Annotated in this window: 16 protein-coding genes; 6 read left to right on the plus strand and 10 right to left on the minus strand. The window is 69.5% G+C overall.

Features of this window, described 5'->3' with window-relative positions:
* Positions 1 to 68: 68 nt before the first annotated feature.
* Positions 69 to 437 (minus strand): DUF732 domain-containing protein, encoded by a 369-nt coding sequence (locus AU196_RS06330; protein ID WP_059094244.1) that lies wholly within the window; start codon positions 435 to 437, stop codon positions 69 to 71.
* A 102-nt stretch (positions 438 to 539) separates the two neighbouring features.
* Here AU196_RS06330 and AU196_RS06335 point away from each other — a divergent pair, with 102 nt between their 5' ends.
* Positions 540 to 1,370, plus strand: coding sequence for an SDR family NAD(P)-dependent oxidoreductase (locus tag AU196_RS06335; RefSeq protein WP_059094245.1), 831 nt, complete (start codon positions 540 to 542; stop codon positions 1,368 to 1,370).
* 1 nt (position 1,371) lies between these two features.
* On the opposite strand, the gene AU196_RS06340 is transcribed toward AU196_RS06335, so the two are convergent.
* Together AU196_RS06340 and AU196_RS06345 are read right to left on the minus strand one after the other, a co-directional pair.
* Complete coding sequence (locus tag AU196_RS06340) at positions 1,372 to 2,202, minus strand: glycine betaine ABC transporter substrate-binding protein (protein WP_059094246.1); 831 nt, start codon at positions 2,200 to 2,202, stop codon at positions 1,372 to 1,374.
* A 14-nt stretch (positions 2,203 to 2,216) separates the two neighbouring features.
* Positions 2,217 to 3,422, minus strand: a complete 1,206-nt coding sequence (locus AU196_RS06345; protein WP_059094247.1) for an NAD(P)-dependent malic enzyme — start codon at positions 3,420 to 3,422, stop codon at positions 2,217 to 2,219.
* A 91-nt stretch (positions 3,423 to 3,513) separates the two neighbouring features.
* On the opposite strand from AU196_RS06345, the gene corA reads away from it, so the two are divergent.
* Positions 3,514 to 4,545, plus strand: coding sequence for a magnesium/cobalt transporter CorA (gene corA, locus AU196_RS06350; protein WP_059094248.1), 1,032 nt, complete (start codon positions 3,514 to 3,516; stop codon positions 4,543 to 4,545).
* Positions 4,546 to 4,566: 21 nt separating this feature from the next.
* Here corA and AU196_RS06355 read toward each other — a convergent pair whose 3' ends face one another.
* From AU196_RS06355 to AU196_RS06380, 6 genes are all read right to left on the minus strand, one after another.
* Positions 4,567 to 5,160 carry a suppressor of fused domain protein gene (locus AU196_RS06355; protein ID WP_059094249.1) on the minus strand — a complete coding sequence of 198 codons (594 nt, stop codon included), beginning with the start codon at positions 5,158 to 5,160 and terminating at the stop codon, positions 4,567 to 4,569.
* Entirely contained in the window at positions 5,157 to 6,374 is a 1,218-nt protein-coding gene (locus AU196_RS06360; protein ID WP_059094250.1) for an ABC transporter ATP-binding protein, read from the minus strand. Before AU196_RS06360 ends, AU196_RS06355 begins: the two co-directional genes overlap by 4 nt.
* A 4-nt stretch (positions 6,375 to 6,378) precedes the next feature.
* Complete coding sequence (locus tag AU196_RS06365; RefSeq protein ID WP_197415717.1) at positions 6,379 to 7,203, minus strand: carbohydrate ABC transporter permease; 825 nt, start codon at positions 7,201 to 7,203, stop codon at positions 6,379 to 6,381.
* 8 nt (positions 7,204 to 7,211) lie between these two features.
* Positions 7,212 to 8,063, minus strand: a complete 852-nt coding sequence (locus AU196_RS06370; RefSeq protein WP_231737406.1) for a carbohydrate ABC transporter permease — start codon at positions 8,061 to 8,063, stop codon at positions 7,212 to 7,214.
* 83 nt (positions 8,064 to 8,146) lie between these two features.
* A complete protein-coding gene (locus tag AU196_RS06375; protein ID WP_059094268.1) occupies positions 8,147 to 9,544 on the minus strand; it encodes an ABC transporter substrate-binding protein in 1,398 nt (465 codons plus the stop codon).
* Positions 9,545 to 9,721: 177 nt separating this feature from the next.
* Positions 9,722 to 10,249 (minus strand): YflT domain-containing protein, encoded by a 528-nt coding sequence (locus AU196_RS06380; protein ID WP_059094253.1) that lies wholly within the window; start codon positions 10,247 to 10,249, stop codon positions 9,722 to 9,724.
* Positions 10,250 to 10,353: 104 nt separating this feature from the next.
* On the opposite strand from AU196_RS06380, the gene AU196_RS06385 reads away from it, so the two are divergent.
* Positions 10,354 to 10,932 (plus strand): DUF4190 domain-containing protein, encoded by a 579-nt coding sequence (locus tag AU196_RS06385; RefSeq protein ID WP_059094254.1) that lies wholly within the window; start codon positions 10,354 to 10,356, stop codon positions 10,930 to 10,932.
* Here AU196_RS06385 and AU196_RS06390 read toward each other — a convergent pair whose 3' ends face one another.
* Complete coding sequence (locus AU196_RS06390) at positions 10,933 to 11,919, minus strand: HpcH/HpaI aldolase/citrate lyase family protein (RefSeq protein WP_059094255.1); 987 nt, start codon at positions 11,917 to 11,919, stop codon at positions 10,933 to 10,935. It abuts the gene before it with no gap.
* 25 nt (positions 11,920 to 11,944) lie between these two features.
* Here AU196_RS06390 and AU196_RS06395 point away from each other — a divergent pair, with 25 nt between their 5' ends.
* The 3 genes from AU196_RS06395 to AU196_RS06405 all read left to right on the plus strand — a co-directional run.
* Positions 11,945 to 13,240 carry a magnesium transporter MgtE N-terminal domain-containing protein gene (locus tag AU196_RS06395; RefSeq protein ID WP_059094256.1) on the plus strand — a complete coding sequence of 432 codons (1,296 nt, stop codon included), beginning with the start codon at positions 11,945 to 11,947 and terminating at the stop codon, positions 13,238 to 13,240.
* Entirely contained in the window at positions 13,237 to 13,752 is a 516-nt protein-coding gene (locus AU196_RS06400) for a DUF1003 domain-containing protein (RefSeq protein ID WP_059094257.1), read from the plus strand. Before AU196_RS06395 ends, AU196_RS06400 begins: the two co-directional genes overlap by 4 nt.
* Before the next feature lie 127 nt (positions 13,753 to 13,879).
* A partial coding sequence (locus tag AU196_RS06405) for a lytic transglycosylase domain-containing protein (RefSeq protein WP_059094258.1) occupies positions 13,880 to 15,075 on the plus strand: 1,196 nt, incomplete at its 3' end.

A 15,075-nucleotide genomic window follows, 5' to 3' on the forward strand; every position in this document is an offset into this window, starting at 1 on the left:
ACTCTGCGTCCACGGCACGAAAGTGCGAGTGGGCGGCGCCCAGGGCGCAGAGTCAACGAACAGGGGGCTTACAAGCCCGGCAGCGGAAGCGGCGACTTGCCGTACGCGAGCGCCGCGACCGCGCCCGGGCAGAAGACCTGGATCGCCAGCCCGGTGAACATGGTGGCCGGCCCCAGCGGGCGGCCGATCATGTCGGAGACGTCGGCCGCCACGTTCGCCACGTTCTGCCCCGGCTCGGCCAGCATCGGGCACACCGACTGCCCGACGCGCACCGCGGTGGCCGTGTCGACCCCGCTCACACCGGAACCGGCCAGCGCGGACAGGAACATGTCGGTGGCCGTGTCGGCCCCCGCCGTTCCCGTGCCCAGCGACATGGCGGACCCGATGATGCCGGAGACGGCGAGCGACGCGGCGGCCGCGCGGTGAATGCGGTTCATGACAGGACCATCGCGGTGCGGACACGGACCGTTACCCCGCTGCGCCGGTACCGCGAGTACCGGCTAGATTCGACGCGAGTCGAATCGACACGAGGAGTGTGTATGCAGGGCTTCGCCGGAAAGGTCGCCGTCGTGACCGGCGCCGGGTCGGGAATCGGGCAGGCGCTGGCGGTCGAGTTGGCCCGCTCCGGGGCCAGCGTCGCGATCAGCGACGTCAACCTCGAAGGCCTCGCCGTCACCGAGGAGCGCATCAAGGCGATCGGCGCACAGGTGAAGAGCGATCGCCTCGACGTCACGGAGCGGGAGGCGTTCCTGCTCTACGCCGACGAGGTCGCCGAACACTTCGGCAAGGTCAACCAGATCTACAACAACGCCGGCATCGCGTTCACCGGCGACATCGAGGTCAGCCAGTTCAAGGACATCGAACGGGTGATGGACGTCGACTTCTGGGGCGTGGTGAACGGCACCAAGGCGTTCCTGCCCCACCTGATCGCCTCGGGCGACGGACACGTCATCAACGTCTCCAGCGTGTTCGGCCTGTTCGCGGTGCCGGGCCAGGGCGCCTACAACGCGGCCAAGTTCGCGGTGCGCGGCTTCACCGAGGCGCTGAACCAGGAGATGACGGCGGCCGGTCACCCGGTCAAGGTGACCACCGTCCACCCGGGCGGCATCAAGACCGCGATCGCGCGCAACGCCACCGCCGCCGAGGGGCTGGACCCCGAGGAACTGGCCAAGCTGTTCGACAAGAAGCTCGCCAACACCAGCCCCGAGAAGGCGGCGCAGGTCATCCTCGACGGCGTCCGCAAGAACAAGGCTCGGGTGCTGATCGGCAACGACGCCAAGGTGCTCGACGCGGTCATTCGCATCGTCGGGCCGCACTACCAGCGGCTGTTCTCCTCCGTGACGGGCAAGCTGCTGCCCCGGCCGCACTGAGTCAGTCCCGCAGCGGGTGCTCCGCCAGCCATTCGCCGGCCACGACCCCGGGGTCCTCGCCGTCGCGGACGCGGGCGCGCATCTCGGCCAGCGCCGCGGTGTCCAGCACGCCCGCGACCTCGTTGAGCGCGAGCACCTGCGATTCGCCGAGGGTGTTGCGGCGGTAGAGCGGTACGACGTTCTCGGCGCGCACCAGCGAGGTGCGGTCGGCGAGCACGACCAGGTCCGACGGGATGCCCGGCGTCGCGGTCGTCGTCCACGCGGCGTCGACCTCACCGCCCTTCACGGCGGCAAACAGCGACGCGGCGTCGCCGAATTCGCGCGGCGCAGGCAGCCTGCAGGTGCCGACCGCCGCCGGGGTGCGGGTCCCGCGGACCCGGCCCGGCCGGACCTCCCCGCACCGGCGCACCACCGCCGAGAGGTCCTGGCCGCCCAGGTCGGCGACCGTGTCCTCGGTGACCGCGAGGGCCGGTTTGTCCTCGGCCGCGGTGGTGTAGTCGCCCGCCGCGACACCCTCGGGCAGCGCCGAGACCATGTCCCGGTACACCTGTTCGTCGGCGCGCGCGGTCGCATCGGGCTGGAAACGGTTCAGCAGGCGGCCGGTCAGCCCCGGCACCACGGCCACGTCACCGGCGTCGAGCGCGGTCAGCGGGTCGGCGGTCGGCTCGACCCGGGTGCCGGTGCCGTAATGGCGCAGGGCGGCGGCATACAGGTGTGCGGTCACCAGCGACGCGTCGTCCTCGGCGGATCCGATCGTCAGCGACGGCCCGGTCTGCGGTCCCCCGCAGGCGGTGACGAGCACCGCGCACAGGGCGATCAGCAGACGGCGCACGGTGGGGGTGCGGCTCAGCCGGCCTGCGAGGCCGCACCGACCGCGGCGGCCACCGCCGGGGCCACCCGCGGATCGAGCGCGCTGGGCACGATGTGGTCGACGGCCAGGTCGTCCCCGACCACCGAGAAGATCGCCTCGGCAGCGGCCACCTTCATCCGCTCGGTGATCCGTCGCGCCCCGGCGTCGAGCGCACCGCGGAACACACCGGGGAACGCCAGCACGTTGTTGATCTGGTTCGGGAAGTCGCTGCGGCCGGTCGCCACGACGGCGGCGTACTTGCGCGCGAGGTCCGGGTGGATCTCCGGGTCGGGGTTGGACAGCGCGAACACGATGCCGCCCGGCGCCATCGTGGCGATCAGCTCCTCCGCGACGAGCCCGGCCGACAGCCCGAGGAACATGTCGGCGCCGTCGAGCGCCTCGGCGACGCCGCCGGTGCGGCCCGCGGGGTTGGTGCGTTCGGCCAGTTCGGCCTTGAAGGAGTTCAGGTCCTCGCGCCCGCTGTGGACGATGCCCTTGCTGTCGAGCACGGTGACGTCGGCGATGCCCGCGGCCAGCAGGATGTTGGCGCACGCGACGCCCGCGGCGCCGGCGCCGGAGATCACCACCCGCAGCCCGGCCGTGTCCCGGTCGAGCACCCGCGCCGCACCCATCAGCGCGGCGAGGACGACGATCGCGGTGCCGTGCTGGTCGTCGTGCATGACCGGGCAGTCGAGCGCCTCGATGACGCGGCGTTCGATCTCGAAGCAGCGCGGCGCCGAGATGTCCTCGAGGTTGACCGCGCCGAACGTCGGGCGCAGCCGCACCAGCGTCTCGACGATCTCGTCGGGGTCCTTGGTGTCGAGCACGATCGGGATCGAGTCGAGCCCGCCGAACGTCTTGAACAGCGCGCTCTTGCCCTCCATCACCGGCAGCGACGCGGCGGCGCCGATGTCGCCGAGCCCGAGCACCGCGCTGCCGTCGCTGACGACCGCGACGAGGCGGTTGGCCCACGTGTACTTCGCGGCCAGCGCGGGATCCTTCGCGATCGCGCGGCTCACCTGCGCGACACCCGGGGTGTAGGCGATCGACAGCGCACGCTGGGTGTCCAGCGGCGCCTTGAGCTCCACCGAGAGTTTGCCGCCTTCGTGGGCGGCGAAGATCTCTTCGTCATCGATGACGACCTGCGGGGTGCTGACCGCCGACGAGCGCTCGCGCGAGGAACCAACAACTGTTTCAGCCACGAGTGAACACTATCGGACCCCGAGTTCTCACCGGCCATGCTCACCCCTCGGTGAGGTCCGGGCGAGTGGGTCGGGCGCGTACCATCTCCGGATGCCGTCTTCCCACGTCTCGGTGGCCCGAGCGGTCGTCGACTGCGCGGTGTACTGCGACGGCGAGCGCCTGCCCGGCTCGTTCACCCACGCCTCCGCGCTGGACCGGGCGCACGACCTGGCGAGCCAGGGCCGCACCGCGTTCGTGTGGATCGGTCTGCACGAACCCGACGAGCCCCAGATGCAGACGGTCGCCGAGATGTTCGGGCTGCACGAACTCGCCGTCGAGGACGCCGTGCACGCCCACCAACGTCCGAAGGTCGAACGTTACGACGACACGTTGTTCCTGGTCCTCAAGACGGTGAAGTACGTCGAGCACGAGTCGATGGCCAAGGCGCGCGAGATCGTCGAGACCGGCGAGATCATGATCTTCGTCGGCCGCGACTTCGTCGTCACGGTGCGCCACGGCGACCACAGCGGTCTGACCGGGGTGCGTCGGCGCCTCGAGGAATCCCCCACGGCGCTCACCCTCGGCCCCCATTCGGTCATGCACGCGATCGCCGACCATGTGGTGGACAGCTACCTCGAGGTCACCGAGATGGTGGAGACCGACATCGACGCGATCGAGGAGGACATCTTCTCCCCGCGGTCGCGGACCAACATCGAGAACATCTATCTCCTCAAACGCGAGGTGGTGGAACTACGCCGGGCGGTCTCGCCGCTGACCCCGGCGCTGCAGCGGATCAGCGACTACGAGGACCTGATCTCCATCGAGATACGCCGCTACATCTCCGACGTCCTCGACCACAACATCCGCGCCTCCGACCGCATCGGCAGCTACGACGACCTGCTCAGCTCGCTGGTGCAGGCCGCGCTCGGCAAGGTCGCGATGCAGCAGAACGTCGACATGCGCAAGATCTCGGCATGGGTGGCGATCGCCGCAGTCCCCACCGCGATGGCGGGGGTCTACGGGATGAACTTCGACCACATGCCCGAACTGCACTGGCAGTGGGGCTATCCCGCGGTGCTGCTGGTCATGGTGACGGTCTGCGCGCTGCTCTACCGCACCTTCCGCCACAACGACTGGCTGTAACTCGGATTCGCGGCCCTACGCTCAGGTTGGATTAGCGGCCCGCCGCTGTGGGTCGAGCACGTCGACCCCGTCCGCCGTCCACGCCTCCCGCATCGCGTCGGCTCCCTTGAGGCGCACCCACGCCGCCTCGGTCGGAGTGATCGGGGTGGCCGAGAAGACCGTCACCGCAGGCATCGGGCCCGGTAGCGGAACATCGTCGATATCGCTGCGCCCCAACAGGAATGCGGTGAACGGGGCCGGTTCCCACAGCGGTGTCTCGAGGTCGATCAACGCGTCGGCCTCCAACACGAGACCTTCGACGGCCGGCGCGGCGGCCAGCACCGCCAGCGATCGGGACAACCCCTTGGGCGTCGGACCGCGAAGGGCGACAACGACTTCGGCGCGGGGTCCGTGGATCGGGTCGGTCACCAGCTCGGTCGGGTCGAACATCGGGTGCCGCGAACACCCCAGCGAGACGTAGTGTGCGACACCGTCGTCGTCGGGTCCGAACCGCAGCACCTCGATCCGTTCGGTGCCGAGGAAGGTGACGCTGGCGGAGGCGGGTTCGGACGTGATGCCGACCCGCCGGAAGTGCTCGCCCAGGTGGGCGCGCACCGCGCTCAGGACGTCGGTCACTCTTCGGGCTTGGCCGGTTCCACGATCGTCGGCGGCTCCGCGGAGCGCTCGTCGGGGATCGTCAGGTTCTCCCCCGTATCGCCGTCGAAGATCACCAGTTTCGAGGTGTCGAGCGCGAGTTCGACGGTGGCGCCCTGGCGGACCGGCGACTCGGTGGACACCCGCGCCACGAACTCGTTCTCGCCCTGGCCGGATTCGACGGCGAGCTGGGCCAGCTGGTCGGACCGTGCGCCGGCGCCCTCGGTGCGGAAGTGCACGTACTTCTCCGCCCCCAGCGACTCCACGATGTCGGCGGTGACCTCGAAGGTCAGCGCGCGGATGCGGGCGTAACCGTCGAGCACCGAGGCGTCCTCGATGTGTTCGGGGCGGACACCGACGATGATGTTCTTCGGCTTACCGCGCCGGTTGATCAGATCGTGCGCCTCCTGGGTCAGCGTGACCTCGCCGAAGGGCAGCCGCACCCCCACGTCGGTCAGCGACGCCGGGAAGAAGTTCATCGCGGGTGAGCCGATGAACCCGGCGACGAACAGGTTCGCCGGGCGGTTGTAGAGCTCCTCGGGCGAGCCGATCTGCTGTGCGACGCCGGACAGCATGACCACGACGCGGTCACCCAGGGTCATCGCCTCGGTCTGGTCGTGGGTGACGTAGACGGTGGTGGTGCCCAGCCGATTCTGCAGCCGCGAGATCTCCGAACGCATCTGCACGCGCAGTTTCGCGTCGAGGTTGCTCAGCGGCTCGTCCATCAGGAATGCCTTGGGATTGCGCACGATCGCGCGTCCCATGGCCACCCGCTGCCGTTGCCCACCGGAGAGCTGACCGGGTTTGCGGTCCAGCAGTTCGGTCAGGTCGAGGATCTTCGCGGTCTCTTCGACCTTGGCGTTGATCTCCTCTTTCTTGACCTTGGCCAGCGTCAGCGGAAACCCGATGTTCTGGCGCACGCTCATGTGCGGGTACAGGGCATAGGACTGGAACACCATCGCGATGTCGCGGTCCTTGGGCGCCTTCTCGTTGACCCGCTGCCCGCCGATACGCAGTTCCCCGGAGGAGATGTCCTCCAGCCCGGCGATCATGTTGAGCGTCGTCGACTTCCCGCATCCGGACGGTCCGACCAGGATGATGAACTCGCCGTCGGCGATGGTGATCGACAGGTCCTTCACCGCCGTCGCGCCGTTCGGGTAACTCTTGGTCACCTTGTCCAAGACGATTTCGGCCATCGCGCTACCCCTTCACCGCACCGGACGTCAAGCCGGCGACGATCCGTCGCTGGAAGATGAGAACAAAGACAATGATCGGGATCGTGATCACCATCGCGCCCGCCGCGATCGACCCGGTCGGCTCCTCGAACTGTGAACTGCCCGTGAAGTTCGCGATCGCCACCGGCGCCGTGATCGCCCGCTGCGTGGCCGTCAGCGACAGCGCGAGCAGCAGGTCGTTCCACGCGAAGATGAACACCAGGATCGCCGCGGTGACGATGCCGGGCGCCGCGAGCGGGGCGATCACCTTGCGGAACGCCTGCGCCGGCGTCGCCCCGTCCATCTTCGCGGCCTTCTCCAGATCCCAGGGGATCTCCCGGAAGAACGCCGACAGCGTGTAGATCGCCAGCGGCAGTGCGAAGGTGATGTAGGGGATGATCAGCCCGGGCCACGTGTCGAACAGGCCGAGTGAGCGCTCGATGTTGAAAAGCGGTGTGACCAGGGAGATCTGGGGGAACATCGCGATCAGCAACGCGACGCCGACGAGCAGCTTCTTGCCGGGGAACGCCAGCCGCGCCACCGCGTAGGCGGCCATCCCGCCGACCAGCACCGCGATGAACGTGGTGATCAGACCGATGCCGATCGAGTTGAACAGCGCCGAACTGAACGCGTCGCCGTTGAAGATGCCCTTGTAGTTGGCGAACGTGATCTCCGTCGGGATCAGCTTGCCGTCCTTGACACTCGAGGTCGGCTTCAGCGACAGGCTCAGGATCCACAGCACCGGGAACAGCGCGTAGAGCACGACGAGAACGTTGACGACGGCCCATCCCGCCGCCCGCCCGGCAGGCACCGGCTCGCTCATCGCTGCTCCTCCTCGGATCCGGGTGCCGACGCGCCGAACAGCTTGATGTAGATGAACGCGATGATCGCCACGCACAGGAAGATGAGCACGCTGATCGCCGAGCCCAGACCGAGGTTGAACGCCTTGAACAGGTTGTCGTAGCCCAGGATCGACACCGAACCGGTGTTGTTGGCGCCCTGGGTGAGCACGTAGATGTTGTCGAACACCCGGAACGCGTCGAGCGTGCGGAACAGCAGCGCCACCAGGATCGCCGGTTTGATCAGCGGCAGAATGACTTTCACCAACCGCTTCCACGCGCCGGCCCCGTCCATCTGCGCGGCGTTGAGCAGGTCCTGCGGCACAAGAGCCAGGCCGGCGAGCAGCAGCAGCGCCATGAACGGCGTCGTCTTCCACACCTCGGCGAGCACGACGATCGCCAGCGAGGGCAGCTGTTCGGTCAACGGCGCACTGCCTTCGGGCAGCAGGTTGGCCAGGTACCCGGTGCCGGGTGTCCAGGCGTAGTACCAGCTGTAGGACGCGGCGACGGTGACGATGCCGTACGGGATCAGGATCGCGGTGCGGACTACACCCTTGCCCAAGATGGTCCGGTGCATCACCAGCGCCAGCGCCATGCCGAGCACGAACTCGATGGCCACCGACACGATCGTGATGCCCAGCGTGACCGCCAGCGCGCTCCACCAGTAGCCATCGGTGAGCACGGTGACGTAGTTCTGCAGGCCGACGAACTCGGTGTCGTCGGGGGTGGCGAGGTTGTAGCGCTGCAGGCTCAGCCACACCGAGTAGACGATCGGATAGCCGGTGACCGCCAGCATGAGGATGACGGCCGGAGCGATCAGCAGGAAAGCCAGCCGCCGCTCGGACTTCTCGTCGTCGGTGCCGCCGCCGGCCGCGGTCGGCGGCGCGGTGGCCGGTGCGGTGTCAACAGTGGCTGTCACGGAATGAGCCCCTTGCCGTCGATCGCCTTCTGGACCTGCTCGGCCAGTTCGTCAGCGGTGCGCTCGGGATCGATCTGGTTGATCGGCGCCAGCGTCACCGAGATCCGCGTCGACACGGCCTGGTACTGCGGGCTGGCCGGACGGACCGCGGCGTCGATCAGCTGCCTGCGGATGATGTCGTACTGCGGATACCGCGCCTGGAATGCGGGGTCGTCGTACAGCGACGCCCGCACCGCGGGCAGACCGCCCTCGACGGACGTGGTCCGCTGATTCTCCGGGCTGCGCAGGCACCGCATCACCTCGAAGGCCTCCGCCTTGTGCTGGGAGGTCTTCGCCACGGCCAGGTTGAGACCGCCGAGCGTCACCTTCGCGGGCGTGCCGGGGTTGACCTCCGGGAAGGGTGCGAAACCGAACACCTCACGGCTGGCGTCGTAGGCCGTGCGGAACTGCTCGTCGCTCGGCGAGAAGGTGCCCGCCTCGTTGATGGCGCTGGTCAGGTCGGGACGCTGATCGAGCGGGAGGAATCCCACACCACCCTTGACCGCGTTCTCCAGCATCGAGGGCAGCACGAACGGCCAGTTCACCTCGAGCGCGGCCTTGCCCTGTTCGAGCGCCAGACGCGCGGTGCTCTCGTCGGTCTGCGTGATCGACGGGTCGGCGCCCGGGGCGGTGGCGACGGACTTGATGACCTCCAGCGCCTTGACGGTGGCGGCCCGGTGTTCGGGGGTGTCGGTCAACGTCACCCTGGTGCCGTCGTCGGACAGCACCTGCCCGCCCGCGCTCTCCAGCAGCGTGTTGAACCACACGACCAGACCCTCGTACTGCTTGCCCTGCACCGCGATCCAGCTCGGCTGCCCGGCTTCGTGCAGCCGGGTGGCCTCGGCGACCATCGCATCCCAGTTGCCGGGCGGCGCGGGCATCAGGTCGGCGCGGTACCAGAGCACCTGGGTGTTGGTGGTGATCGGCGACGCGTAGAGCGTGTCCTGCCACGTGGCGGTCTCCAGCGGACCGGGCAGCGTGTCGGTGGTCGCATCCCGTTCGGCCAGGCCCGCCGGATCCTCGGACAACGGGACGATCCAGCCGGCCTCGGCGAACTCCGGGGTCCACACGACGTCCATGGCCATCATGTCGAGCGTCTTGTCGTTGCCGGTCAACCGCCGCGCGAGCTGGAGCCGCTGTTCGTCGGCGCTCTTGGGCAGGCTGACCTGCCGCACGGTGAACCCGTTGTCGAGTTCCTCGGTACACCGCTCGGCCAGCGCCGTGAACGTGGCGAGTTCGTTGGCCGAGGTGTACAGGTTGATGACTTTTCCGTCGCCGCCGGATCCACACGCCGAAACCATCGACGCGGTCGCCAGCGCGGCGACTGCTGCAGCACCTAGCCGCCGAGCGCGCACCACCAGCCTCCCGTCTGTTCCCCTTCAGCCGCTCCGAGCGGCCCCGGCGGGGAACTTCCCGCGCGCAAACCGTAGAGGGAGACGCGCGTGATGTGCAACACTTCGGCGGGTCGGGCGGTGGATTCGCCCCCGATCGTGACCTGGCCGTGTCATCCGCGGCGCGGATGCGTCGCCACCTCAGATCGTCAAGCGCGCCAGCAGATCCCGGCCCTGTTCGGCGTTCTTCGGATCGCACAGCACGTCGTAGCGGCCGGCGACCAGCTGCATGGTCGAGCTGAAATCCCTTGTGCCGCGGGCCATCGCGTACGGGATCGCGGATGTGATGAGACCGAAGAACACACCCGCGATCAGGCCCGTGAGCAGTGCGCTCCACGGGTTCGGGCTGAAGAACCCGAGGATCAGGCCGATGAACAGACCCAACCACGCTCCGGTCAGCACACCGCCGCCGAGGACCTTCGGCCACGACAGCCGGCCGGTCACGCGTTCCACCTGCATCAGATCCACCCCGACGATGGTGACCTGCTGGACGGGGAACTGCTGATCCGACAGGTAGTCGACCGCGCGCTGCGCCTCCGCATAGGTCGCGTAGGAACCGACGGGCCATCCCTTGGGCGGGGTGGGCAGCGCGGCGGGCACGCCACGCGCGCCTGCCGGCGAGGTGGGCGGCGCGCCCGGTGTCGGCCCGGATTGGAAAGGACTCGTCATCGCTCGTCATTCTCCTCTAGGACGCCGGATTCGGCAGCGGGTTCTCGTCAGACCAACGTCTCAGAGGCCCGATTCGTGCCCACCCGGTGCGCTAGGTTGAGTTCATGACGACCCCGGACCGCGACCCCGAGACCTCGTCAGCGTCCGAACCCGGCCCCGGCGGCGCCGAACCGCCCGCCGGCGGCTACGAAACACCCGCCTACGGCGAGCAACCCGGCTATCCGCCGCCGCCCGCCTTCGAACAACCCGGCTACCAGCCCGGGTACGGCCAGCCCGGCTACCAGCAGCCCGGCTACCCGCCGCCGGACTATCAGCAGCCCGGATACCAGCAGCAGGGGTATCCGCCCCCGCCGCCCGGTTACCAGCCCTACGGCGCGTACGGCGCCCCGTACGACACGCCCGCCGGCTATCCCCCGCCGCCGCCCGGATACCCGTCCTACGCCGGCGGTTACGGTGCGGGCCCGAAGACGAATTCGCTGGCCATCTGGTCGCTGGTGGCGTCGCTGATCGGCTTCGTGTGCTGCATCGGTTCGGTGGCAGGCATCGCGCTCGGGCTGGTGTCGCTCAACCAGATCAAGCAGAGCCGGGAAGAGGGTCAGGGTCTGGCGATCGCCGGGATCGCCGTCGGCGCGGTGTCGCTGCTCGCCGGGCTCGTCATGGCCGTCGTCCTCATGAACCCCTGACTATCCGGCCGGCGGACGGAACGGTTCGCCCTGCCGTGTCATTCCGGCGGCCCGTCCCTTGGCCGCGATCACCAGCGCCATCTTGCGGCTGGCCTCGTCGATCATCTCGTCGCCCAGCATCACCGCACCGCGGGCGCCGCCCGCACCGGAGGTGTGCCACTCGTAGGCCTCGAGGATCAACTCCGCGTGGTCGTAGTCCTGCTGGCGCGGGCTGAAGATCTCGTTGCCCGCGGTGATCTGGTCGGGGTGCAGCACCCACTTTCCGTCGAAGCCCAGCGCCGCCGACCGCCCCGCCACGCGGCGGAACGCCTCGACGTCGCGCACCTTGAGGAACGGCCCGTCGATGGCGTGGATCCCGTGGGTGCGGGCGGCGATGAGGATGCGCATGAAGATGTGGTGGTAGGCGTCGCCGACGTCGTAGCCCTCGGGCTGTTCGCCGACGACCAGCGTGCGCATGTTGAGGCTCGCCATCAGATCCGCCGGGCCGAGAACCAGCGCCTGCATGCGTGGGCCTGCGGCGATCGCGTCGATGTCGGTCAGCCCCGCGGCGTTCTCGATCTGCGCCTCGATGCCGATGCGCCCGACGGGCAGCCCGTGCGTGGCCTCCACCTGGCCGAGCAGCAGATCCAGCGCGTGGATGTGGGAGACGTCGGTGACCTTCGGCAACACGATGAGGTCGAGGTGCGCACCGGCCGTCGACACCACTTCGATGACGTCGGCGTAGGTCCACGGCGTGGTCCAGTCGTTGACCCGCACGCCGCGTAGCTGTCCGCCCCAACCGGATTCGGCCAGCGCCACCGCGACGCGGGTGCGCGCCTCGGCCTTCGCGTCCGGCGCGACGGCGTCCTCGAGGTCGAGGAACACCTCGTCGGCCGGCAACCCCTTGGCCTTCTCGATCATCTTCGCGCTGCTGCCGGGGACCGAGAGGCACGTCCGACGCGGCCGGGCGGATTCGTCGGGTTCGCGGGGTCGAATCGCGTGGTTCACGGTTCTACTCTCTACTCTTTCAGTCATGGCGGCGGTGAACAGGGTCTACGCGGCACGACTCGCGGGAATGGTCGTGCTGGGCCCCGACGGCGAGTCGATCGGCCGCGTGCGCGACATCGTGATCAGCATCAGCATTGTGCGCCAGCAGCCGCGCGTCCTCGGCCTCGTCGTCGAATTGCTCACGCGCCGAAGGATTTTCGTACCGATTCTGCGGGTCACCGCGATCGAGCCCAGCGCGGTCACGCTCACCACCGCCAACGTGTCGCTGCGCAAGTTCGTGCAGCGCCCCGGCGAGGTGCTGGTGGTCGGTCAGGTCCTCGACACACGGGTGCGGGTGGAGGACCCCGACCTGACCCAGCTCGCCGGAATCGACGTCGTGGTGGTCGATCTCGGCATCGAGCAGAGCCGGACACGTGACTGGCTGGTGACCCGCGTCGCGGTACGCACACAGCGGCGCCTGGGCCGGCGGTCGAACATCCACGTCGTCGAATGGGCGCACGTGCAGGGCCTGACGCCGTCCGGCCTGGCGATGCCCGACCAAGGCGTGGCCTCACTGCTCGAACAGTTCGAGGGCCAGCGGCCGGTCGAGGTGGCCGAGGCCATCCGGGAGCTGCCCGCCAAGCGCCGCTACGAGGTGGTCAACGCGCTGGACGACGAGCGCCTCGCCGACGTGCTGCAGGAGTTGCCGGTCGACGACCAGGCCGACGTGCTGCGTCAGCTCAAGACCGACCGCGCCGCCGACGTGCTCGAGGCGATGGATCCCGACGACGCCGCCGATCTGCTCGGCTCCATGACACCCGCCGACGCCGAGACGCTGCTGCGCCGCATGGACCCCGAGGACTCCGAGGACGTGCGCCGCCTGCTGAGCCACTCCCCCGACACCGCGGGCGGTCTGATGACCTCCGAACCGGTGGTGCTGGCCCCGGACGTCACGGTGGCCGAGGCGCTGGCCCGGGTGCGCGACCCCGATCTGACGCCGGCGCTGGCGTCGCTGGCATTCGTCGCGCGCCCGCCCACCGCGACGCCGACCGGCCACTACCTGGGGTGTGTCCACCTGCAGCGGCTGCTGCGGGAGCCGCCCGCCACGCTGGTGAGCGGGATCCTCGACACCGACCTGCCGAGCCTGAGCCCGCAGGATTCCCTCGGCGCCGTGACGCGGTACTTCGCGGCTTACAATCTCGTCTGCGGTCCGGTCGTCGACGAGGAGAACCACCTGCTCGGGGCGGTGTCCGTCGACGACGTGCTCGACCACCTGCTGCCGGACGACTGGCGCGAACGGGTCACCGAACCCGAACTGACCGGCACCGAAGGGACGACATGAGCGACTTGTCGGCGCGCGGACGGCTGGACACCCCGCGTACCCCGCGTCGCATCTCGTTCACCGTGGACCGGGAGGCGGTCGGACAGTTCGGCGAGCGGATCGCGCGGTTCCTCGGCACGGGCCGTTACCTGGCGGTGCAGACGATCATCGTGATCGTCTGGATCGCGCTCAACCTCTTCGCCGTCTCCCTGCAGTGGGACCCCTATCCGTTCATCCTGCTCAACCTCGCGTTCTCCACCCAGGCGGCCTACGCCGCGCCGCTGATCCTGCTGGCGCAGAACCGCCAGGAGAACCGCGACCGGGTTTCGCTGGACGAGGACCGCAGGCGCGCCGCCCAGACCAAGGCCGACACCGAGTACCTCGCCCGCGAACTGGCCGCGTTGCGGTTGGCCGTCGGCGAGGTCGCCACACGCGACTACCTGCGCCGTGAGCTCGAGGAACTGCGCGAGATGGTGGCCACGCTGATCGCCGCGAACGACGGCGAGGACCGGCGCGCCAAGCGGACCGGGTGAACCGGTTTTGTTGCATTGCTGCAACAGACGTGACACGAGGTATGTATGGTGACTTGGTTCACACACCTGGGTCGGGCCAGCGCAGACGCTTAGGACGGTTGGAGTGCACATAGGGGGAGCAGCCGCGGTGACGGCGGCCCGGCGCCGCGCGGTCAAGGCACTACGCAAGCCCGCCGCCGGAGTGGTCATCATCGCCCCGCTGGTGCTGGCGGGCGCCGTCGGCGCGTCGGCACCGACGATGCACTCGGTGAGCAACGCCGCGGTCACGCCGCTGGCGGCGGTCGCGAAAACCCCGCAGAACCCCGCGGGCCCGACCGTCGTGGCGGTCAAGAAGGGGCCGAGCGCGTTCCGCATCGCCGCGTCCACCGTGTCCTCGCCGCCCCCGGCGGTGGTCGTCAACTCCCCGGGTCACATGCGCATCCCCGCGATGGCGCTGAGCGCCTACCGCAACGCCGAGCGGATGATGGCCGCCGCCGTCCCGAACTGCGGTGTGAGCTGGAACCTGCTGGCCGGGATCGGGCGCATCGAATCCGGTCACGCCTCCGGCGGTGCGACGGACTCCCGCGGCACCGCGGTCACCCCGATCTACGGGCCCGCGCTCGACGGCACCCTGCCCGGCAACGAGGTCATCGAACTGAGCCGCAACGCCAACCGGGTGACCTACGCCAGGGCGATGGGGCCGATGCAGTTCCTGCCCGGCACCTGGGCCCGGTACGCCTCCGACGGTGACGGCGACGGCAAGGCCGACGTGCAGAACCTCTACGACTCGACGCTGGCCGCGGCTCGCTACCTGTGCAGCGGCGGCTTGAACCTGCGCGACCCGTCGCAGGTGATGTCGGCGATCCTGCGGTACAACAACTCGGTCGCCTACGCCCGCAACGTGCTCAGCTGGGCCGGCGGCTACGCGACCGGCGTCGTCCCGGTGGACCTGCCCCCGATCAACGGGCCCGTGCCCGCGCTCGGCGACTCCCACGTCAACGGCGCCGACGGTCTGGGCCCCGGCACCCCGGTCAATGCGATGGGCCTGCCCGCCGACGATCCGCTGGCGCTCGTGCCGCTGCTGACCCGCACCGACGCCAGCCGGATGCCCGGCAGCACCGTGCCCGGGTTCGCGCCCGGACAGCGGCTCGGCCCGCTCCCGGGTCCCGCCCCGGAGGCGCCGGCGACGACCGCCCCGGTACCCGGCGCGCCCGCGCCCTGGGTGCCGCCGTGGATGGCTCCGCCCCCGCCGCCCCAGCCCAGCTGCGTGGTCTTCTGCCTGGAGGACAAGCCCGCACCGGCCGCCGCGCCCGCACCCGGACCGGTCCTGCCCGCCGCCCCGGG

Source organism: Mycobacterium sp. IS-1742 (genome assembly GCF_001500125.1).
Lineage (GTDB): Bacteria > Actinomycetota > Actinomycetes > Mycobacteriales > Mycobacteriaceae > Mycobacterium.